The organism is Ruania alkalisoli, from assembly GCF_014960965.1.
GTDB classification, from domain to species: domain Bacteria; phylum Actinomycetota; class Actinomycetes; order Actinomycetales; family Beutenbergiaceae; genus Ruania; species Ruania alkalisoli.
The window spans coordinates 1,400,041-1,420,366 of record NZ_CP063169.1; the positions used below are offsets into that span (position 1 = coordinate 1,400,041).

Sequence of the window (20,326 nt, forward strand, 5' to 3'; positions counted from 1 at the left end):
AAAGCAAGCGCTTGCGCAGCATGGCAATCATTCAAGCCCAATGGCCTGGTGCTGTCAATGAGTAACCTCGCGCAATAGGTTGCTCATTGAGGCCGGTCGATGCCTGAGGTACTCAACACTGCGCTGTTTCGGCGGCACCTCACGGCGTGTTGCGTACTGTGCAACGGATCGGGCACAGTCGTGCAATGTCCTCGACCGCTGCCGTGCCACGCGAGCCCTCTGGTCGTACTGGGGTGCGCGCGCTTGCGCGTGGATTGGCCGTTCTCGATGCCGTCGGCGCAGCGGATGACGGCATCGGCGTGACGGAGGTCTCCCGCGCCGTCGGGATCGACAAGGCGACCGGCTCTCGATTGCTCGCCACCCTGCGTGATGCCGGGTATGTCCGGCAGCGCGAGGATCGGAGGTTCGAGCTCGGTTCCCGGGCTGGCTGGCTCGCCCAGCGGTATGTCAGAAGGGTCGACGAACTCTGCCAAGTGGCCGGTCCGCATCTGGCGAAGCTCCGGGATGAGACCCAGGAGACCGTGCACCTCGCGATTCAGGAGAACACCGACGTGGTCTACCTCGCCCAGGAGGTGCCCGAACGCAGCGTTCGAGTGCACTCGGCGATCGGGACCCGACTTCCGATGTATCGAACCGCGATGGGCCGGGCCATCATCGCCGAGCTTCCGGAGCCTGAACGAGAACGGTTGATCGGCGCGCTCCTGCGCGAAGCCGATCGCAGCGGCGATGAGATCGACCCGGCGGTGATCGAGGCCGATGTGGAATCCGCTCGGCGACGGGGGTGGGCAGCCATTGATCGGCACGACGACGTGACCCGGCTCGCGGCTGCCATTGGTGGCCCGGAGGGCGCTGTTGTCGGGGCGATCGCCTTGAGTGGTCCGAGCTACCGGATGGAGGATCGGATCACTGAACGCGCGGCTCAGGTCCGTTCCTGTGCGCGCAGGATCGCAGCCTCCCTCGTCGAGCGAGCGAGCGCGGTCTGAGGCGCACGTCACCTGTCACAGCGACATGCCGCCGTCGACGACGATCTGTTGGCCGGTGATGTAGGCGCTCGATTCCGAGCACAACAGCAGCGTCGCGGCCACACAGTCCTCGGGCGTGCCGAGGCGGCCCGCAGGGATCTGCGCGATGACGTCGCGTTGGTAGTCGGGATCGGCCAGGGCGTGCTCGTTGCGAGGTGTGGCGATAGTTCCCGGAACGACCGTATTCACGGTGACGCCTGCGGACGCAACCTCGCGAGCCAAGCCCGAGACAAGGGTCTGCTGCGCAGCCTTCGTGGCTGCGTAGGCGAGCATTGCCGCATGAGGGCGGTGCTGCTGGATGCTCCCCATCAGCACCACCCGGCCGTATCCCCGCGTGACCATCGGACGAAGCGCACCTCGCACCAGTGCGTAGCTCTCGATCAGGTTGGCTCGGACCTGGCGCTCGACTTCAGCGTCTGTTGTGGCCGACCAGTCGGTGCGGATCTGCACGGACGCACAGTGCACGAGGATCTCGACCGGGCCCGCCGCGCGGGCGAGTGCGTCGCCTGAACCTGTCTGCGTGAGGTCATGAGTGAGGTCACCGATCAGGTCTTCATTCAGTCCATGCCGCAGGACTGTGGCGCCTCTCTCTTCGAGCGTTCGCGCCACTGCCAGCCCGATCCCGCTGCTCGCACCGGTGACCAAGGCGGTCCGTCCGGCGATACCAGCGGTGAGGTAGGTGTCCATCGCCGTCAGAGTCGTCCGTGCCGTCGATACACGGCCACCGGATCCTCGCCGGAGCGGAACTCCGCGCGACTGATTTTCTCCTGAGCGATCAGGGCCTCGGTGCGCTCGAGCACGTCCACCACAACGGTTCGCGGGATGACCACGACGCCGTCGACGTCTCCCATGATGAAGTCCCCTGGAGAGACCGACACGGTGGCAGTGATCGCCCCGCGCAGCGCCACCGTTCGTTGCCAGTCGTAGTAGCTCCAGCGTCCTACGGCCTCGACGGGGGTGAGGTAGCGACAGAAGACCGGAAAGTCGCGGTCGAGCAGGAACCTGGTGTCCCGAGAGCCGCCGTCTACGACCGCGCCGATCACGCCACATGCTTCGCCGACAGTGGCGTTCATCTCGCCGTAGTGGGCGGCTTGGGTGTCCGCGCTGCAGTCCCGGACGTCGATGACTGGTACTCCGGCGGCTCGCATGGCGGTGAACAGCTCGATCCGGCGCGCGCGTAGGTTCTCATCCCCTGTGGGGTCCGGGATCCCCTTGACCGTGAACGCCGGTCCGGCCAGAACCCAGTGCTGCGCGACGGGTTTGACGTCGGTGGCCAATGCCTGGTGCGGGTATCCGAGCTCGTCGAGCACGTCGTACACGGCCCCCGAGTAGGTAGCTCGGTACCGGGTGATGAGGTCAGCGACGGGGACGCCGTACTCGTACGGGCGTGGTGTAGGTGGGGACGTGGACATCAACGCTCCTTGCCGGTCGATCATCTGTTGCGTAGAGTGATACGCGGTGTTGCGACGAACAGTACAGCACACTCGAGGCGAAGAGGATGCGAGCGATGAAGATCGTCGATGTACGGGCCCGCACGGTGGCGGTGCCCACGACTGGCATGCTGCGACACAGCAGCGGTGTCCACCCGGGCTATCTGATGCGCACCATCATCGAAGTGATCACCGATGAGGGAATCGTCGGCCTCGGTGAGGTCGGGGGTGGCGACCAGCGTGGAGCGATCGAGAAGCTCAAGCCCCGGGTGATCGGACGGGACCCGTTCCACCTGGAGATGATCAAGACAGCCGTCTTGCGTTCGGTGTACTACCTCTCGAACGCGCGGCTCTACGCCGCGCTCGAGATCGCTTGCCTGGATATCCAGGGCAAGGCGCTCGGCAGGCCGGTCAGCGATCTGCTCGGCGGACGAGTGCGCGACGAACTCCCGTTCATCGCCTACGTGTTCTGGCGCTACGACCGCCCGCAGGGGGGCGACGACACCCGGGCGGAGGATCTCGCCGACGAGTGTGAACGCTTGACCGAGGAGCTGGGTGTGCGCGCGATGAAGCTCAAGGCGGGTGTGCTTGCGCCGGAGGAGGAGGTCCGGGTGCTCGAGCTATGTCGAGAGCGACTGGGGTCGGATTATCGGCTCCGGATCGATCCCAACGGTGTCTGGTCGGTCCCGACCGCGATCCGGATGGGACGGCGTCTCGAATGCCTCGACCTGGAGTACTACGAGGACCCCGCCTGGGGGCTCACCGGCAACGCCGCTGTTCGCGACCAGGTGCGGATACCGATCGCCACGAACATGTTCCCCGCGCGGTTCGACGATCTTGCACCGGCGATCCGTCTTGCCGCCGTCGATGTCGTCCTCACCGACCTCCACTACTGGGAGGGCCCTCGCGGCGTGCGAGACCTGGCTGCCATCTGCCGAACCTTCGGTCTCGGAGTGGCGATGCACTCCGGGACGGAACTCGGGATCGAGCTCGCCGCAATGCTCCATACCGGCAGCACCATCAACGAGATGATCACCGCCGGCGATGCCCACTATCACCACCTCGTCGACGACGTGATCGCCGGCGGAAAGCTGCCCTACGTCAACGGGGCGATCGCCGTCCCCACCGGTCCCGGCCTCGGTGTGGAGCTGGACCCGGAGAAGATGGACAAGTACGAGCGCTACTTCGAGCAGGTCGGTGACTACTACGCCCGATTCCATCGCGACGAGCGCCGGCCTGACTGGATGCCCACTATCGGTGGACTGTGATCGAACTGTCGTCAGGGCCGTTCGGATTCGGCCAAGTGCACCCCGTGCGGTAGGCCCGCGGCCAAGGTGCGGCCCACCGTGCATGCCTGCTCGGCTGCACGGGAGATCACCCGGACGAGGGCTTCTTTCTCCCGCTCGCTCAGTGACTCGGTGTCCAGGAGTACGTCCACCTCTGCGGAGGTGTACCGGTTCTGTTGCTCGTCCTTCTCCGTGCTCACCACGGCGCCGCCCGTGAAGTCCTCGCCAAGGCGCCGCCCGATGGGCAAGTCCGCGCTCATCATCGTGCAGGCAGCGAGGGCTAGAGCCATCAGCTCACCGGGGTTGAATACCCCATCGATCTCTCGAGGGCCGATCGCCACCTCGCCGCCGCGGTCGTTCCGGGCGACGTACTGGCGGGTGCCGGTGCGTTCGATGCGAAGTCCTGAGGTGGGCAGTTCCATTCCCCGATCATCGCACCGGTTCGGGCTGCGGATCCATGTCGTCCCGGGTGACCAGATGTCGATAATTGGAAATTGCGTCTAGTAGTTGGAACAGTGCTCTACAGTGTGATCCGAGGCTCAGTCGATCGGGTGCCGGCTGCCTGCGCTCCATCTGCGGCACGGGGCTGCCCGATCGGCGTCCGTTCCACTGCCTTGCCCAACCGTGCCGGCACGGGCCGTCGTGTCCACGAGCTGAAACGAGGACGAAGTGAAACTGCTACGCATCGGACCGGCGGGCCACGAGGTGCCGGCCGCATACGTGACGGACGAGACCTACGTGGACCTCTCGGACGTCGTCGGGGACTTCAATGAGGCCTTCTTCGCCTCCGGAGGAATTGAGCGCATTCGCGACGTCGTTGAGATGCGGACCGTGCGAGGTGACGTGCATCCCGTCCGCGGGCAACGTCTCGGACCTCCGATCGCACGACCGCACCAGATCCTGTGCATCGGTCTGAACTACAGCGACCACGCGGCCGAGACCGGACAGGATGTTCCTGCCGAACCCATCGTGTTCACCAAGTCCCCGAACACCCTCATCGGTCCGAACGATCAGGTCCGCATCCCACGGGGTGCCACCAAGACGGACTGGGAGGTGGAGCTTGGCATCGTGATCGGCCGGCGCACCAGCTACCTCGACTCGCCGGAGCAGGCGCGTGATGCCATCGCCGGGTGGGTCGTGGTCAACGATGTGAGTGAACGCGCATTCCAGATGGAACGTGGCGGGCAGTGGGCCAAGGGAAAGTCGGCCGAGACGTTCAATCCCGCCGGCCCCTGGCTGGTGACCACCGATGAGGTCGAGGACGTGCTCGCTCTCGACATGTGGCTTGACGTCAACGGGGTGCGCAGGCAGTCCGGTTCCACCGCGACGATGGTCTTCGACCCGTACACGATCGTGCACTATCTGAGCCAGTTCTTCGTGCTCGAGCCAGGGGACCTGATCAACACCGGAACGCCACCTGGTGTGGGCATGGGGTATCAGCCGCCCATCTGGCTGGCTCCTGGTGATGTCATGGAACTCGGCATCGGTGGCCTGGGTCGGCAACGCCAGGAGGTGATTGCTCCGCGGTGAGTGGCGCCGCGAAGCTACCGCTCGATGTGCCCCGTCCGCTCACGGGCGGGATGATCGCAGACAGCGATCTCCTTCCGTAGTCGCAACCAGCCCTGCCGCACCGACGCCGCAGAGAAGTGGAGTGCTCATGTCCAGGTATGTGTACCCGTTCGACCAGGGGGATAAGGATCAGAAGGATCTGCTTGGTGGCAAGGGGGCGAATCTTGCGGAGATGACGAAGATCGGTCTACCGGTGCCGCCGGGATTCACGATTACGACGCAGGCGTGCCGGGCCTACATGAAGGATGGTCATGTTCCGCCCGAGTTGCGCGTCGAGGTGACGATGGCGATCCGGGAGATCGAGGACCGGATGGGGCGCAGGCTCGGCGACTTCCATGACCCGCTGTTGGTCTCGGTGCGCTCGGGTGCGAAGTTCTCCATGCCCGGCATGATGGAGACGGTGCTCAATGTGGGGCTCAACGATGCGTCGGTGAAGGGGCTGGCGGAGTTCTCCGGTGATGAGCGTTTCGCGTGGGACTCCTACCGTCGGTTGATCCAGATGTTCGGGAGGACGGTGCTGGGGATCGATGGTGATCTGTTCGCTGAGGCGCTCGAGGAGGCCAAGCGGGCCAGCGGTGCTATTACGGATGTGGATCTGAGTGCCGCCGACCTGAAGGGACTGGTCGAGCGGTTCAAGCAGATCGTCCGCGAGCAGCGGGGGCGGGACTTTCCGCAGCATCCGCGCGAGCAGCTCGATATGGCGATCGAGGCGGTGTTCGATTCCTGGAACACCGAACGGGCGCGGTTGTACCGGCGCCGGGAGCGGATCCCGCACGATCTGGGCACCGCAGTGAACGTGGTGACGATGGTGTTCGGCAACTTGGGGGAGAGTTCGGGAACAGGTGTGTGCTTCACCCGGGATCCCTCGACGGGACACTCCGGCGTCTATGGTGACTACCTGGCGAATGCGCAGGGGGAGGACGTGGTCGCGGGGATCCGTAATACCCTGCCGCTGGCTGAGCTTGAGTCCTTGGACAAGACATCGTACGGCGAGCTGCTGCAGGCGATGCGGCGCCTGGAGACTCACTACCGGGACCTGTGTGATATCGAGTTCACCATCGAACGCGGCACGTTGTGGCTGCTGCAGACCCGGGTCGGCAAGCGCACTGCTGCGGCCGCGTTCCGGGTGGCAACCCAGCTGGTCGATGAGCATCTCATTACCATGGATGAGGCCATCGCCCGGTGCACAGGGGCGCAGCTGTCCCAGCTGTTGTTCCCGCAGTTCGACGCGACCGCGGAACGGGAGCTGCTGACCAAGGCGATGCCGGCGTCCCCGGGTGCGGCAGTGGGCGAGATCGTTTTCGACAACGCCCAAGCCCTGGAGCGTACTGGCGAGGGCGTGAGCGTGATCCTGGTGCGTCGGGAGACGAATCCGGACGATCTGCAAGGGATGATCGTGGCCAGCGGTGTGCTCACCTCCCGCGGTGGGAAGACCTCACATGCCGCCGTGGTCGCCCGGGGTATGGGTAAGTGTGCCGTGGTCGGTGCCGAGGAGATCGACGTCGATCCAGCGGCGCAGGAGATGCGAGTGGCTGGCCGGGTGCTGACGGCGGGGGAGACGATCGCCATTGACGGCTCCACGGGCGAGGTCTTCCTCGGCGACGTTCCCGTGGAGGACTCACCTGTGATGGTCTACATCGCCGCCGGGCTCGAGGCGGGTCTGGCCGCGGCCGAGGACGAAGCAACCGCAGAACTGATCCACGCCGTCGACAGGGTGATGAATCACGCCGACGCGAAACGACGCATGCAGGTGCGGGCGAACGCCGATACCGCCGAGGACGCCAGGCGGGCACGTGTGCGTGGCGCCCAGGGGATTGGACTGTGTCGAACCGAGCACCAGTTCCTGGGTGATCGACGCCGAGATATCGAGCGTGTGGTCCTGGCCGAGGCCGACGACGAGCGTGAGGCAGCGCTCGCGGAACTCCTGCCGGTGCAGCGTCAGGACTTCATCGAGCTGCTCGAAGCGATGGACGGCCTGCCGGCCACGATCCGGCTGATCGACCCGCCCCTGCACGAGTTCCTCCCGGATCTGACGGACCTTGCGGTCAAGGTCGCCCGAGCCGAAGACGAGGGCACCGTGGACGAGCGTGACGTGGCACTGCTGGCCGCCGTACGGCGAATGCACGAAGCCAATCCGATGCTCGGCCTACGTGGGGTACGGCTCGGCCTGAAGCTGCCCGGGCTGTTCGCCCTGCAGATCCGGGCCATCGCCGAAGCCACCGTGCAGCTGCGCAAATCCGGCAAGGACCCCCGCCCAGAGATCATGGTGCCGCTGGTCGGATCGGTCCGCGAACTGCACCTGGTGCGCGAGCAGGCCGAGGCGATCCTCGCCGAGGTCGGCGCAGCCCACGACATCCGGCTCGACCTACCGATCGGGTGCATGATCGAACTTCCGCGTGCCGCACTGACCGCCCATCGGATCGCGGAGGAAGCGGACTTCTTCTCCTTCGGCACCAATGACCTCACCCAGACCGCCTGGGGCTTCTCCCGCGACGACGTCGAGGGAGCCTTCTTCGCTGACTACCTGGAGAACGGCGTCCTGACCATCTCCCCGTTCGAGACCATCGACAGCGACGGAGCAGGGGCACTCGTGCTCACCGGTGTGGCCGGCGGCCGGTCCACCGTTCCAGGCCTGCATATCGGCGTCTGCGGAGAGCACGGCGGCGATCCCGAGTCGATCCACTTCTTCCACGATGCCGGCCTCGACTACGTCTCCTGCTCACCCTTCCGCGTCCCGATCGCCCGCCTCGAAGCAGGACGCGCCGCCGTCGCAGCACAAGACGCCACCGTGTGATCAGACCAGACTCAGCGCCAACGTGGATCGACCTGGAGCTTCGGCCCGGGCCCAGCCCCGGCCGGCGGTGTTCCGTCGAACGCCTTGGCCAGGCCGTCGAGTCCAATGGTCGCCTGGACCAGCGGGCGAGGGTCGACCGATCCGTCCGCATAAGCGGCGATCGTTTCGGCTAGGCCCGCCGAGGCGCCGAGGATCCCGACGGCGGTCACATCCTTCAGGACGAGCGCGCGGCTGTCGATCGAGCTGGGGCGCCCGGCCACCCCGATATAGACAACGCGCTTGCCCGGTTCCACGTGGTCGAGCGCCATCGCCGGGAGGTGGGTGGCGTTGGTAGCGTCGATGACCGCGTCCCAGGCAAGCTCGGGTAGGTCCGTCGCACTCCAGACCCCATCGAAACCGAACGATGCGGCAAACGCGAGGGACGCCGTCGTGGTTCCCAGCAGGTGTACCTCGGCTCCGGCAGACCGCGCGAACAGTGCGGCCAGCAGTCCGATCGTTCCGGGCCCGGCGATCAGCACACGATCGCCGGGTGCCAGCCCAGCAGCCTTCACGGCACGCAGCGCGTTGCCGCCAGGTTCCACCAAGGCGCCGGCGGTGTCGTCCACCGTTTCTGGAAGCAGGTGTAGCGCCGACGCCGGCACCAGGAGTTGTTCAGCGAGCGCACCGGGCCAGCCGTGCCGGACGCCGATCTCGGAGCGGGAGTCGCACACATGATGCCGCCCGGAGTTGCACCGGTAGCAGGTGCCGCAGCCCAGCATGGTGTCACCGGTGGTGCGCCGGCCCAGGAGGCCCGGGTCGACTCCGTCCCCGACGGCGCTGATGGTGCCGCACCACTCGTGGCCGAGTCGGAGTGGATAGTGGGCGAAACCGTCGGTGAGGTAGGCCATCTCGCCGGTGTAGAACTCCTGGTCGGTTCCGCAGACACCGACGCGGGCGATATCGACCACCACGTGGCCCGGACCCGCGGTGGGTGCTTCGACATCGAGAACTGCGGCGGTGTACGGCGCCGTCAGCACGAATGCCCGCATCAGTCCTCCTCCTCCGGGCGATCGCTACCGCGGGCGACGATGGCCCGGATGGTCTCGACATCCGCGATCAGCGTGCTCAGCGGTGTGCGGTGCGCGAGCGCACTGATGCTGATCGCTCCCCGGTACCTGGACGGCGACGAGCTGGCGGGCACAGCCAGGCAGGCGATGCCGGGCTCATTCTCCTGGTCGTCCACCGCGAACCCCTGGGCGCGGATCTGTTCGAATTCAGCGTGCAGGTCTGCGGGTGTGGTCAGGGTGTGATCGGTAGGCCGGGCCAGCGGGACATCTCCGATCCAGTCGACGATTTCGCTCATGCTGGTCAGCCTTTCGGCGAGAAGGAGCTTGCCTACTCCAGTGGCATGCGCTGGATTGCGGCCACCGATCACCGAACTGATCCGCATCGCCCCGGTCGGAGGGTCCACCTTGGCGCGATAGACCACGTCTCGGCCGTCCAGGACGGCGTAGTGCACGGTTTCTGCGAACCGGCGGCACAGCTCATCCAGGGCAGGGGCGATGCGTACGTGCTCGGGGCGCTGCTCATGATGGGCGAACGCCAGGCGGAGGAACTCGTCCCCGAGCAGGTATCGACCGTGGCCATCCTGGATGGCCAGGCGCTGGCGGCGCAGTGCTGCGAGCGCTCGGTGCACGGTGGGCTTGGCGCTGTCGACTCGCCGGGACAACTCGTCGAGCGTGACGCCGTGCGGGTGCTCGGCCAGCTCGATCAGCACTGCCAGCACGCGGTCTGTGCCGACCAGTCGCGTCTCCTGAGTCATCTCTGCCGTCCTCGAGTTGGTGATTCGTCCCACGTGTTGTTCAATATGCTAGAGCGCAGATCCACTAAATGGAAAGTGACGCGATGAGTCAAGAAGCGCCCCGCAGTGCACAGTGGTACGCGGGTCAGGACCGCAACAGTTATATCCACCGTGCCTGGATGCGACGCGGAGCGCCCGCGGACTCCTTCGACGGCAAACCACAGATTGCGATCGCCAACACCGCCTCGGACCTGACGCCGTGCAACGCTCATCTGGACGAGGTGGCACAGCACGTGAAGATGGGAGTCTGGGAGGCGGGCGGCGTGCCGCTGAATCTTCCCGTGGTCTCGCTCGGAGAGACCCAGATGCGCCCGACGGCCATGCTGTGGCGGAACATGGCCGCGATGGCCGCCGAGGAGATGTTCCGGGCCAACCCGGTGGACGGGGTCGTGCTCCTCGGCGGGTGCGACAAGACGATCCCGGCTCTCCTGATGGCCGCGGCTTCAGTCGATATCCCGGCGATCGTCGTCCCGGGCGGTCCGATGGCCACCGGGACGTTTCGCGGTCGCCCACTCGGGTGTGGGACCGACGTCTGGCGGCTCAGTGAGGCCTCTCGCGGTGGCGAGCTCAGTTCTGAGGACTTCCTGACGTCGGAGTCCTCGATGATCCGTAGCCGCGGGCACTGCAACACGATGGGCACTGCGTCCACGATGGCGCTGGTCGCCGAGGCACTCGGCGTGGTGCTGCCCGGGCTGGCCGGTACCCCTGCGGTGGACAGCAACCTGCTCGCCGGGGCACACGAGACCGGCCGGTTGATCCTGGAGATGGTGCGTGCGGACCGGCGCCCCAGCACCATGATCACGCGCGCGTCGTTCCACAACGCGATCGTCGCGCTCGCGGCGATCGGCGGCTCCACCAACGCCGTGGTGCACCTGCTTGCGATCGCCGGCCGGCTCGGCGTCGAGTTGACCCTGGACGACTTCGACCGGACCGGTGCCGAGGTGCCGCTCCTGGTCAACTTGCAACCGTCCGGAACGTTCCTGATGGACGACTTTCACCGTGCTGGTGGATTCCGCTCAGTGCTGCGCGAGGTGCGTGACCTCCTCGACCCCGAGGCGATCACCATCACTGGTCGCCCACTCGTGGATGGTCTGGACAGCGCGAGGATCTGGGACGAGGAGGTGATCCGGAGCCGGGCCGAACCGCTCCAACGGGACGCCGGTATCGCCGTTCTGCGGGGCAATCTGGCACCGGGCGGTGCCGTGATCAAGCCCTCGGCTGCCTCGGCGCACCTGATGCAACACAGCGGTCCGGCGGTCGTCTTCGAGAGCATCGAGGATCTCCGCGCCCGCATCGACGACCCCGACCTGGACGTGGACGAGAACTCGGTCTTCGTACTCCGCGGGTGTGGCCCGAAGGGGTACCCGGGCATGCCGGAGGTCTCGAACATGCCCCTGCCGCGAAAGCTGCTGGAACGCGGAGTGCGTGACGTGGTGCGCATCTGCGACGGGCGGATGAGCGGGACGGCGTACGGCACCGTGGTGCTGCATGTGGCGCCGGAAGCCGCCGCCGGCGGGCCGTTGGCGTTGGTGCGCACCGGTGACACCATTCGCCTCGACGTTGGTGCCCGCACCATCGACGTCATGCTCACGCCGGAGCAGCTCGCGGCGCGTACACCTGATCCGCGCAGCGTCGCCGGCTATGCGCAGCCGACGCGCGGGTGGGAGCGGCTGTATGTCGACCATGTGTTACAGGCCGACACTGGCGTCGACTTGGACTTCCTGGTCGGCTCGTCCGGTTCGCAGGTGCGGCGTGAATCGCACTAGCACTCACTCAGTCCATCGCGGCCGCCGGCTGGTGTCCGAACCGATCTCGCAGCACGATCGAGCGTAAGGAGCAAGAACATGACCCGAAGAGCAGTGGTCACCGGCGGGGTCAGCGGCCTCGGCGCGGCAACAGTCGAGCGACTGGCCGCCGACGGCGTGCAGACCATCACTGTCGATGTCGCTGACGGCGCCGATGTCATTCTCGACATCTCTGACGCGGCAGCGGTACGCGCGGCCGCAGCGGAGATTGGCCCGGTCGACATCGTGATCAACAGTGCGGGGATCGTCGGTCCGAATAGGCCCTTCTGGGATGTCGACGAGGAGGAGTGGAAGCGCACGTTCGCCGTCAACGTGGATGGGACCTTCAACGTGTGCCGAGCGTTCGCGCCCGCCATGATCCGGTCTGGATGGGGGCGGATCGTGAACTTCGCCAGCATGGCCGGAAAGGACGGCAACCCGAACATGGTGGCTTATTCGGCTACCAAGGCCGCCGTGATCGGCATGACGAAAACCATGGGCAAAGACCTCGCGGAGTATGGCGTGCTGGTGAATGCGATCGCCCCCGCAGTGGTCTCGACACCGATGAATGCCTCGACGGCGCCCGACGTGCTCGCCCACATCACCAGCCTCATCCCGATGAAGCGGGTAGGACGTGCCGATGAGGTGGCCGAACTTGTCGCCTGGCTCGCCTCGGACAAATGCTCGTTCTCCACCGGTGCCGTCTACGACATCTCCGGCGGGCGCGCCACCTACTGACGATCGCGCCGGACCGGGGCGAGGTGCTCCGGTCCAGTGAGGTAGGGCACACCGCCGGCGCCCGTCCAACGCAGACCCGTCCGACAGTGGAAGATGGGTAGGGACGTACATGGCGATTCGGGGAGACGATCAGGGGCGTGGGGACGCAAGATGGATCAATGACCGTGGCCGACCTGACCTCAGCCGTCGATCCCGCCGTGGCGTTGGCCCACCGGTGGGCGGGCGCGACGTCCGCGGGATCGACCTCGGCCGAGAGTCGTACTTCGGCACGCCTGGCAAGGTTGGTCGCGGACCCGGCGGGTCTCGACCTGGCGGTGCGTTTCGTCGACCGGGTCGCCCGGCCCGAGGATCTCACTGTTGCTGCTCGGGAGCTGGGACGCCTGTCGACTGAGGCTGCCAGCGGATTCCTCTCTGCACCTGACCGGGCGATGCTCGGCCTCGGATCAGCGGTCGCGCGTCTTGCCCCGTCGGTCGTCGTGCCGTTGGCTCGCCTGCGTCTGCGCCAGCTTGTGGGCCATCTCGTCGTGGATGCGTCCGACCCCGCGCTTGGTCACCATCTGGCACAAGCCCGTGCCCATGGGCGCCGCTCGAACGTCAATCTCCTCGGTGAGGCGGTGCTGGGGGAGCAGGAGGCCGCAGCCCGCGCGGCGCGCACCCGTCTGCTGCTTGAGCGCGACGACATCGACTATGTCTCGATCAAGGTCTCCGCGCTCGTCTCCCAGCTCAGCACCTGGGATACCGAGGCGATGGTGCCGCGTGTGGTCGACCGGCTCCGGCCCCTGTACCGCACCGCAGCACGGAAGAGCCCGACGGCGTTCGTCAACTTGGACATGGAGTCCTACCGCGACCTCGATCTCACCGTGAGCGTCTTCGAGGCCATCTGCTCCGAGCCCGAGTTCACCGGGCTGGAGATGGGTCTCGCGCTGCAGGCCTACCTGCCGGACTCCTACCTGGCGATGCAGCGGCTGGTCGACTTCGCGCTCCGCCGCCGCGCTGCGGGCGGGGCTCCGATCAAGATCCGCCTGGTCAAGGGGGCGAACCTCGCGATCGAGCGGGTCGAGGCCGAGCTGCACGGGTGGGCGCAGGCGCCCTATGCCACGAAGGCAGAGGTCGACGCGAACTACGTGCGCATGCTCGACACCTTGCTGCGCCCGGAGGTAGCCGCTGCCGTCCGCACAGGGGTCGCCTCACACAACCTGTTCGACCTCGCCCTGGCGCACCAGCTGGCGACTGCGCGGGGGGTGAGTGACGCCGTCGATGTGGAGATGCTGCAGGGGATGGCGCCGGCGCAGGCGAGGGCGGTGGCGCGGGACGTCGGATCTGACCGCCCCTTGATCCTGTACACCCCGGTGGTGGCCCCCCAGGACTTCGACGTCGCGGTCTCCTACCTCGTGCGGCGCTTGGAGGAGAACGCGGCACCGGAGAACTTCATCCATGCCGTCTTCGCACCGCACGCCGGGGACGCGCCGGACCACTCCCCGATGCTCGAACAGGAGGAACGCTTCCGCGCCTCGGTGCAGGACTCCGGCAGTGTCTCGGCAACCCCGCGCCGTAGCCGCGCGCGCCCGCCGGCCGGAGCGTTCTTCGCCAACACCACCGACTCCGACCCTGCACTGCCGGAGGTCCGGTGGGCGGCGCAGGAATGGGTCACCCAGCCAGCCAGGGAACTGACCTCCCCGGAGCTCGTCTCGATCGGGGCCGTCGACGAGGTCGTCGAACGGGGCCGGCTCGCGCAGCCGGGCTGGGCCGAACGGAGCTCGGCCGAGCGTGCGGCGGTGCTGCGCACGATCGCAGACGAGCTCGAGCGCCGTCGTGGGGAGATGGTCACCGCGGCCGCACACGAGGGTGGCAAGACCGTCGCCGAGTCGGATCCCGAGGTCTCCGAGGCGATCGACTTCGCCCGCTATTACGCCGACCGTGCCGAAGAGCTCGACGAGATCGCCGACGCCGAGGGGCTGAGCTTCACCCCTGACACGCTCGTGCTGATCACCCCGCCATGGAACTTCCCGATCGCGATCCCCGCAGGCGGGGTACTTGCGTCCTTGGCCGCCGGGTCGGCTGTGGTCCTCAAACCGGCTCCGCAGGTGCCCGGTGTTGCGGAAGTGGTCGTGGAGGCGATCCACGCTGCCTTCGCCGCGCACCGGGCCCCGGAAGAGTTGGTCCAGATCGTACGCACCGACGAGGGCGAGATCGGCCGGCATCTGGTGGCCCATCCCGGAGTGGACACGGTCATCCTGACCGGTGCCTACGAGACGGCTCGGATGTTCGAGCGGTGGCGTAGCGATCGCCCGGCCGGGGCCCGGGTACTCGCCGAGACAAGCGGGAAGAACGCGCTCGTCGTCACCCCGAGCGCCGACATCGACCTGGCCGTCGCCGACGTGATCCGCTCGGCGTTCGGCCACGCCGGGCAGAAGTGCTCGGCGGCTTCGCTGCTGATCCTCGTCGGGCCGATGGCACGTTCGGAACGGTTCCGGAGTCAACTGGTGGACGCGGCCGGATCGTTGCGGGTGGGATGGCCCCAGGACCTCGGCACAGCGATGGGGCCGCTCATCGGCCCGGCCGAGGGGAAGCTGGCGCGAGCATTGACCACACTGGAGCCAGGCGAGTCCTGGCTGATCGAACCACGGCAGCGCGACGATGAGGGCAAACTGTGGTCACCGGGGATCAAGACCGGAGTCCAGCCCGGATCGCCGTTCCATCTCACCGAGTACTTCGGCCCTGTGCTCGGCATCATGGCCGCCGACTCGCTGGAGCAGGCAATCGAGTGGCAGAACGCGACTGGCTACGGTCTCACCGGAGGATTGCACAGCCTAGACGAGGACGAGATCCGGCACTGGCTCGCCCACGTGGAGGTGGGCAATGCCTACGTCAACCGCCACATCACCGGGGCGATCGTGCAGCGGCAGCCCTTCGGAGGGTGGAAGCACTCCTCGATCGGCCCGGGTGCCAAGGCCGGTGGGCCGAACTACGTCGCTCAGCTCGGCACCTGGTCCACGGTGCAGCGCCCCGTGGGCGAGGGTGCTGTGGGGCGTCGCGTGCGTGCACAGCTGGAAGCGATTCTGCGGCTGAGCGACGATCCGGCCGAGCAGGAGTGGTTGTGGGTCTCGGCGCTGAGCGATGCGTGGGCGCGGGATCAGGTTTTCCAGCGCGAGACCGACCGCACCGGCCTCGCGGCCGAGGCGAACGTGTTCCGGTACCGCCCCGTGCCGATGGTGACGGTGCGGGCGAGTGCGTCCGCCGTCCCGGTGGAGGTTGGGCGGATGGCCCTCGCTGCCGCCTGCGCAGGAGTCCCGGTGGAAGTCTCGATGCATCCCGATGTCGGGCAGGTCGTCGACGCCCGCCTCGGGCTCGATGCCGTCGGCTGGGGATGGCAGACCGAGACCGACGAGGCGTTCGAGGCCCGTGTCTCACGAGGGGAGGTCGCCGGGCGCATCCGCGTGATCGGCTACCAGGAGAACCTCGTGCGGGCCGCCTGCACCGAGACCGCCGACGCCACGCTGCTCCACGGTGAGGTCCTTGCCTCCGGCCGACGCGAACTGCTTTCGGTCCTGCGGGAACAGGCTGTTAGCCGCACCATGCATCGACTCGGACATGTCGCAGCGGAGACGAACTCACCGACCGGGACGGCCGTCGGCGTGGATGGTCGCTGACCCCGGGCCAGGCTGCGCCAGTCGTCGATCGAGGCGTGCCGTGATGTGACCGGGAGGGCATCATTCGCGTAGCTGGGCGCCGCGAGCCTCGTCCCACGTCATGAGGTGCTCTGCTGCCCGGTCCCACGGGCGGGTCCACCCGAGCTCGGTGAACAGATGGTCGAGCAGGTTGCCGGTGAACCCCCACACCCAGCCGCTCGGCACCCGGAAGCCGGCGGAACGGTGACCCGCGAGCAGGACGTTCGCCCGCGCCGTCGGGGAGAGCAGCCGTGCCACCGGAACCCGCAGGGTGTGCAACACCTCGCCGTCGGTGCTCGGCGTCGTCGGAGGCACCGTGTCTGCCCATCCCAGGACCGGGGTGACCGCGAAGGAGCTGACCGGAACGAGCACCTGGGGGAGGGCGCCGAGCAGCTGCACGTGGTGCCGGGCGATACCGGTCTCCTCCTCGGTCTCCCGGAGGGCGGCACCGGTCGGTCCGTCGTCGGAGGCCTCGATGCGACCACCAGGGAGCGCGATCTGACCGGGATGCTGGCGCAGCGCCGGAGAGCGTTGGACGAGGAAGAGATCCACGGCCGGTGGTTCCGTGTCGCCTTCGGTCTGGCCCGGGGTGAACAGGGCGAGGACGGCGGCACGACGGAACGTGGCGGCGAGCTGGGCGTCATCAGCGTGCGGTCCTGCGAGAGGCACGAAGCGTCCTTCGTGCACCCGCGCCAGGAGCCCGAGCAGGTCGGTCAGCGCGGCATGCGGCACACAGGCATCCTAGTGGCGCGTGTCGGACGCTTCTTGCACACACCACGAGAGGTTCCGCCAGTAGGGAAGGGGATTCTGGGGAGGGCGTGCGTGTGCCAGGATGAGTCCGAGGGGACGACCGAACGGGGAATCGATGGTGGATGATCGGGTGCGCGAGGAACCAGGAACCGCGACGTCGGGTCCGGCGGCGGCCACTCCGAGCAAGCAGGACGTGCTGGTCGTCACCAGCGTCGAACGCCGCTTCGGTGACCTGAAGGCCGTTGACGGGGTCTCACTGAGCATCCGCCCCGGTGAGACCTTCGGGTTGCTCGGACCGAACGGGGCCGGTAAGACCACCACCATCACGATGATCGCCGGGCTGCTCGCCCCGGACCGCGGCACGATCGAGGTCGCGGGGGAGCGGATGCTCCCCTCCGCTGTGGCTGTGAAGCGCCACATCGGACTGGTCCCACAGGACCTGGCGCTCTACCCAGATCTCAAGGGCCGGGAGAACCTGCGCTACTTCGCCCGTTTGCAGGGCCTGCGCGGGGCAGACCTGAAGCATCGCGTGGACGAGGTGCTGGAGGTGGTAGGCCTCGCCGACCGGGCCAAGGACCCGGTGAAGGAATACTCCGGCGGGATGAAACGGCGGCTGAACATCGCCGTCGGACTGCTGCACCGGCCCAGCCTGCTCATCCTGGACGAACCCACGGTGGGGGTGGACCCGCAGTCACGCAACGCCATCCTGGAATCGGTGGAGGCCCTCGCCGGCGAGGGCATGGCGGTGCTCTACACGACGCACTACATGGAAGAGGCTGAACGGCTCTGCGACCGGATCGCCATCATCGACACCGGACGGATCCAGGCTGCGGGGACCCGCAGCGAGTTGATCCGGATCCTCGGCTCCTCTGACCAGGTGCGCCTGAGCGGTACCGGTGACCTGCGCGCCGCCTCCTCCGCCGTGGCTCAGGTGCGTGGGGTGGAACGCGCCGACGTGACCGACGGTGAGGTGCTGGTGACCGCGGCCGACGCACCCGCTGCGCTCGCGGCCATCGTGACCGCGGCGAGCGCCCACCTCGAGCTCGCCGACGTCGAGATCACCCGCCCGGACCTCGAGCAGGTCTTCCTGCACCTGACCGGCAAAGCGCTGCGGGACTGAGATGGGTGCCGTGTGGACGATCGTCACCAAGGACCTGCAGCAGCGGTTGCGTGACAAGTCGGTGCTGATCTTCTCCATCGCCGTACCGCTGGCGCTGATGACCGTGCTCAACCTGGTGATCCCCACCGGCGCCGACGACGTGGAGCTGGAACCGGTGACGGTGGCCGCCTCGATCGACGCCGATGACGAGCTCGCCGATGTGGTGGTCTCCAGCCTGGCCGGCCTGAGCGTCTTCCAGGTGACGGTGGCCGACAGCGAAGATCCTCGGGCCGCGGTGGATGCTGGTGATGCGGATCTCGGTCTGATCATCCCGCCGGGCCTGACCGAAGACTTGCGCTCGGGTACCGAGCACTCCGTGCAGATGGTGATCGGTGACAGCGCCGGCCTGTCCGCGAACATCCTGATCGCCGTCACCGATGGGCTGCTCAGCGAGATGCGCGCGCGCAGCGTCTCCGCCGCCGCGGCGATCGAGGCGGGCCTCGGCCCCGAGGTCGCCGCCCAGTTGGCACAGCAGGAGGTGGATGCGGCAAGTGCGATCACCGCCGAGGCAGGAGCGGCCTCCGATGAGCAGCTCAGTGCTGGCGGGGCGCTGATCGCCGGTCAAGCGGGCCTGTTCCTGATGTTCACCGTCGGCTTCGGGGTGCTCTCCATGGTGGCCGAGCGAGAGAGCGGTACTCTCGCGCGGCTGCGGTCGATGCCCATCCGGCCCGGTTCGATCGTGCTCGCCAAGGCACTCGGTGCGTTCGTTCTCGGGGTCCTGGCCACCTCGGTGCTGCTGACCGCAGGATCACTGCTGTTCGGGGTCACCTTCGGCAATGTGGGCGCCGTGGGTGTGCTGGTGCTGTGCGCGGTGGCCGCCGCGACCTCGCTGACCTTCATCGTGGTCCGCCTGGCACGCACTGCGGAACAGGCGAACATCGTGCAGACCATCCTCGCCCTGGTCCTGGGCATGTCCGGCGGCGCATTCTTCCCGATCGCTGCGAGCGGCGCGCTCGGGGCGGTGCTCGATGTGAACCCGATCGCCGCATTCACCCGCGGGTTGGGCATCACCGCCGGAGGCGGCGGGCTCAGCGACCTGACGGGGCCAGTGCTCACCTTGCTCGCCTTCGCCGCGGTATGCCTGCTGGTCTCCCGCGTGATCCCGGACCGGGGGGAGACCCGATGAGAGCCGTGGGCGCGATCGCCGGAGTCGAGCTGCGCCGGTTCCTGCGGGACCGGTCCAACATCTTCTTCACCTTCATCTTCCCGCTGCTGCTCGTGGTGGTGATCGGTGCCCAGTTCGGCGGTGGAGCGAGCAACGGCCGGGTACTGCTCACCGAGGCACAGTCGAGTCTTGGGGAGGATCTCCAGGCCACGCTCACCGCGGCCGATGTGACCGTGGACGCCTCGACGGCCGATGCCGCCGCCGAGTCCCTCGCCCGGGGCCGGGCTGATGTGGCCATCGTGATCACCGCCGAGGACGCAGCCGCTTACGATGCCGGGGAACCGGTGCGGGTGGAGGTGATCCAGGCCTCCACCAACGGCGCGCAGACGGCGGCGCAGCGGGTGCAGACCGCCCTGAGCGAGCTGGCCACCACCCGCGCGCAGCTGGCTGCACTGACCGGCGCCGGCGCAGCGCCGGATGTTGCGACTCAGGCACTCGAGGCCGCTGAGGAGGAAGTGCCACCGCTGCAGGTCGACGTGGTGGACGTGAACGAGATCAGTCAGGCGTTCGCCGGGGTGACCGGTTTCGACGTCGGGGCCGCCTCGCAGGTGCTGCTCTTCGTGTTCATGGCGGCGCTGGCCGGGTCCGGCACGTTGATCGACGCACGCCGCAACGGGGTGATCGCGCGCACCCTCGCCGCACCGGTCGGCACCGGGAGTGTCGTGGCCGGCCAGGCGCTGGGCCGATGGACGATCGCGATCTTCCAAGGGGCGTACGTGATGGCCGGGACGTCGCTGCTGTTCGGCGTCACCTGGGGCAACCTGCCGGTTGCGTTGCTGGTGCTCGCTGTGTTCGCCGCTGTAGCGGCAGGGTTCGCCATGGTGATCGGTTCGCTGCTGGACAACGAGGGCGCCGCCACCGGTCTCGGTGTCGGGCTCTCCCTGGTGCTCGCCGCGCTCGGCGGGTGCATGTTCCCGCAGGAGCTCTTCCCCGATGCGCTGCGAACTGTCAGTTCCTTCACCCCGCACGGGTGGGGGTACCGGGCGTTCGCCGAGGTGCAGCGCCACGATGCCGGGGTGGCGGAGATCCTCCCGCACCTGGGGGTGCTCGCCGCCTTTGCGCTCGGCGCACTGCTGCTGGGGTCGCTGCTGCTACGGCGCAGCCTGGGCCGCGCGATCTGA

Annotated in this window: 16 protein-coding genes; 10 read left to right on the plus strand and 6 right to left on the minus strand. The window is 67.6% G+C overall.

Annotated features, from left to right (window positions below):
- Positions 1–185 precede the first annotated feature (185 nt).
- The gene (locus IM660_RS05945) at positions 186–983 is read left to right on the plus strand and encodes an IclR family transcriptional regulator (protein ID WP_193498461.1); all 798 of its coding nucleotides are present in this window, start codon (positions 186–188) and stop codon (positions 981–983) included.
- A 15-nt stretch (positions 984–998) separates the two neighbouring features.
- Here the strand turns inward: IM660_RS05945 and IM660_RS05950 are convergent, their stop codons facing one another.
- Both IM660_RS05950 and IM660_RS05955 read right to left on the minus strand, forming a co-directional pair.
- Positions 999–1,709 carry an SDR family NAD(P)-dependent oxidoreductase gene (locus IM660_RS05950; RefSeq protein ID WP_193498462.1) on the minus strand — a complete coding sequence of 237 codons (711 nt, stop codon included), beginning with the start codon at positions 1,707–1,709 and terminating at the stop codon, positions 999–1,001.
- A gap of 5 nt (positions 1,710–1,714) precedes the next feature.
- Positions 1,715–2,434: an RraA family protein gene (locus tag IM660_RS05955; RefSeq protein ID WP_193498463.1), complete on the minus strand. Its 720-nt coding sequence runs from the start codon at positions 2,432–2,434 to the stop codon at positions 1,715–1,717.
- A 95-nt stretch (positions 2,435–2,529) separates the two neighbouring features.
- On the opposite strand from IM660_RS05955, the gene IM660_RS05960 reads away from it, so the two are divergent.
- Positions 2,530–3,720, plus strand: a complete 1,191-nt coding sequence (locus tag IM660_RS05960) for an enolase C-terminal domain-like protein (protein ID WP_193498464.1) — start codon at positions 2,530–2,532, stop codon at positions 3,718–3,720.
- A gap of 11 nt (positions 3,721–3,731) precedes the next feature.
- Here the strand turns inward: IM660_RS05960 and IM660_RS05965 are convergent, their stop codons facing one another.
- Entirely contained in the window at positions 3,732–4,160 is a 429-nt protein-coding gene (locus IM660_RS05965; protein WP_193498465.1) for an OsmC family protein, read from the minus strand.
- A 247-nt stretch (positions 4,161–4,407) separates the two neighbouring features.
- Here IM660_RS05965 and IM660_RS05970 point away from each other — a divergent pair, with 247 nt between their 5' ends.
- Both IM660_RS05970 and ppdK read left to right on the plus strand, forming a co-directional pair.
- Positions 4,408–5,268: a fumarylacetoacetate hydrolase family protein gene (locus IM660_RS05970; RefSeq protein ID WP_193498466.1), complete on the plus strand. Its 861-nt coding sequence runs from the start codon at positions 4,408–4,410 to the stop codon at positions 5,266–5,268.
- A gap of 127 nt (positions 5,269–5,395) precedes the next feature.
- On the plus strand, positions 5,396–8,101 hold the full coding sequence (gene ppdK, locus IM660_RS05975) for a pyruvate, phosphate dikinase (RefSeq protein WP_193498467.1): 2,706 nt from the start codon (positions 5,396–5,398) through the stop codon (positions 8,099–8,101).
- 11 nt (positions 8,102–8,112) lie between these two features.
- Here the strand turns inward: ppdK and IM660_RS05980 are convergent, their stop codons facing one another.
- Both IM660_RS05980 and IM660_RS05985 read right to left on the minus strand, forming a co-directional pair.
- The gene (locus IM660_RS05980) at positions 8,113–9,129 is read right to left on the minus strand and encodes a zinc-dependent alcohol dehydrogenase (RefSeq protein ID WP_193498468.1); all 1,017 of its coding nucleotides are present in this window, start codon (positions 9,127–9,129) and stop codon (positions 8,113–8,115) included.
- Positions 9,129–9,902 (minus strand): IclR family transcriptional regulator, encoded by a 774-nt coding sequence (locus IM660_RS05985; RefSeq protein WP_193498469.1) that lies wholly within the window; start codon positions 9,900–9,902, stop codon positions 9,129–9,131. The genes IM660_RS05980 and IM660_RS05985 overlap by 1 nt, the downstream gene beginning before the upstream one ends.
- 83 nt (positions 9,903–9,985) lie before the next feature.
- Here IM660_RS05985 and IM660_RS05990 point away from each other — a divergent pair, with 83 nt between their 5' ends.
- The 3 genes from IM660_RS05990 to IM660_RS06000 all read left to right on the plus strand — a co-directional run bounded on the left by IM660_RS05990 (position 9,986) and on the right by IM660_RS06000 (position 16,113).
- Entirely contained in the window at positions 9,986–11,707 is a 1,722-nt protein-coding gene (locus IM660_RS05990) for an IlvD/Edd family dehydratase (protein WP_193498470.1), read from the plus strand.
- 78 nt (positions 11,708–11,785) lie between these two features.
- Entirely contained in the window at positions 11,786–12,463 is a 678-nt protein-coding gene (locus IM660_RS05995) for an SDR family NAD(P)-dependent oxidoreductase (RefSeq protein WP_193498471.1), read from the plus strand.
- Between the two features lie 158 nt (positions 12,464–12,621).
- The gene (locus IM660_RS06000; protein ID WP_193498472.1) at positions 12,622–16,113 is read left to right on the plus strand and encodes a proline dehydrogenase family protein; all 3,492 of its coding nucleotides are present in this window, start codon (positions 12,622–12,624) and stop codon (positions 16,111–16,113) included.
- Between the two features lie 60 nt (positions 16,114–16,173).
- Here IM660_RS06000 and IM660_RS06005 read toward each other — a convergent pair whose 3' ends face one another.
- Positions 16,174–16,863 carry an NUDIX hydrolase gene (locus IM660_RS06005; RefSeq protein ID WP_193498473.1) on the minus strand — a complete coding sequence of 230 codons (690 nt, stop codon included), beginning with the start codon at positions 16,861–16,863 and terminating at the stop codon, positions 16,174–16,176.
- 148 nt (positions 16,864–17,011) lie between these two features.
- On the opposite strand from IM660_RS06005, the gene IM660_RS06010 reads away from it, so the two are divergent.
- From IM660_RS06010 to IM660_RS06020, 3 genes are read left to right on the plus strand one after another with little or no spacing between them, the layout of a single operon-like run.
- Positions 17,012–18,001 (plus strand): ABC transporter ATP-binding protein, encoded by a 990-nt coding sequence (locus IM660_RS06010; RefSeq protein ID WP_246465170.1) that lies wholly within the window; start codon positions 17,012–17,014, stop codon positions 17,999–18,001.
- Position 18,002: 1 nt separating this feature from the next.
- A complete protein-coding gene (locus IM660_RS06015; RefSeq protein ID WP_193498475.1) occupies positions 18,003–19,166 on the plus strand; it encodes an ABC transporter permease in 1,164 nt (387 codons plus the stop codon).
- Positions 19,163–20,326, plus strand: a complete 1,164-nt coding sequence (locus tag IM660_RS06020) for an ABC transporter permease (RefSeq protein ID WP_193498476.1) — start codon at positions 19,163–19,165, stop codon at positions 20,324–20,326. Before IM660_RS06015 ends, IM660_RS06020 begins: the two co-directional genes overlap by 4 nt.

Excerpts from the sequence above, each read along its gene's own strand:
- IM660_RS06020 (WP_193498476.1), top strand. The coding sequence starts at position 19,163 with ATGAGAGCCGTGGGCGCGATCGCCGGAGTCGAGCTGCGCCGGTTCCTG.
- IM660_RS05955 (WP_193498463.1), bottom strand. The coding sequence starts at position 2,434 with ATGTCCACGTCCCCACCTACACCACGCCCGTACGAGTACGGCGTCCCC.
- IM660_RS05945 (WP_193498461.1), top strand. The coding sequence starts at position 186 with ATGTCCTCGACCGCTGCCGTGCCACGCGAGCCCTCTGGTCGTACTGGG.
- IM660_RS05950 (WP_193498462.1), bottom strand. The coding sequence starts at position 1,709 with ATGGACACCTACCTCACCGCTGGTATCGCCGGACGGACCGCCTTGGTC.
- IM660_RS05995 (WP_193498471.1), top strand. The coding sequence starts at position 11,786 with ATGACCCGAAGAGCAGTGGTCACCGGCGGGGTCAGCGGCCTCGGCGCG.
- IM660_RS06015 (WP_193498475.1), top strand. The coding sequence starts at position 18,003 with ATGGGTGCCGTGTGGACGATCGTCACCAAGGACCTGCAGCAGCGGTTG.
- IM660_RS05980 (WP_193498468.1), bottom strand. The coding sequence starts at position 9,129 with ATGCGGGCATTCGTGCTGACGGCGCCGTACACCGCCGCAGTTCTCGAT.
- IM660_RS05965 (WP_193498465.1), bottom strand. The coding sequence starts at position 4,160 with ATGGAACTGCCCACCTCAGGACTTCGCATCGAACGCACCGGCACCCGC.
- ppdK (WP_193498467.1), top strand. The coding sequence starts at position 5,396 with ATGTCCAGGTATGTGTACCCGTTCGACCAGGGGGATAAGGATCAGAAG.
- IM660_RS05960 (WP_193498464.1), top strand. The coding sequence starts at position 2,530 with ATGAAGATCGTCGATGTACGGGCCCGCACGGTGGCGGTGCCCACGACT.
- IM660_RS05990 (WP_193498470.1), top strand. The coding sequence starts at position 9,986 with ATGAGTCAAGAAGCGCCCCGCAGTGCACAGTGGTACGCGGGTCAGGAC.
- IM660_RS05985 (WP_193498469.1), bottom strand. The coding sequence starts at position 9,902 with ATGACTCAGGAGACGCGACTGGTCGGCACAGACCGCGTGCTGGCAGTG.
- IM660_RS06000 (WP_193498472.1), top strand. The coding sequence starts at position 12,622 with ATGACCGTGGCCGACCTGACCTCAGCCGTCGATCCCGCCGTGGCGTTG.